The 263-nt window shown below is 71.1% G+C and carries 1 protein-coding gene; it reads left to right on the plus strand.

Annotated features, from left to right (window positions below; translation table 11 throughout):
- Nucleotides 1–263 (plus strand): CHRD domain-containing protein (locus tag RZA33_RS19555; RefSeq protein ID WP_317509864.1); only part of this gene is annotated, 263 nt, incomplete at both ends.

Below are 263 nucleotides of genomic sequence, written 5' to 3' on the forward strand. Positions count from 1 at the left end.
GGGGAGGCCAACATCAGCGTCGCGGCCGACGGCAGCATCAGTGGCACCGTCACCACCCAGGGCGTGGACGGCACGGTGGCCCACATCCACCTGGCTGCCGCCGGCAAGAACGGCCCCGTCATCGTGCCGCTCACCAAGACGGCCGACGGCCAGTGGTCGGTGCCCGCCGGCGCCAAGCTGAGCCCCGAGCAGCTGCAGGCCTACCAGGCCGGCGAGCTCTATGTGAATGTGCACAGCGCCGCCAACAAGCCCGGCGAGATCCG

Origin of the sequence: Halovibrio sp. HP20-59 (assembly GCF_033052795.2) — a bacterium.
Lineage (GTDB): Bacteria > Pseudomonadota > Gammaproteobacteria > Pseudomonadales > Halomonadaceae > Vreelandella.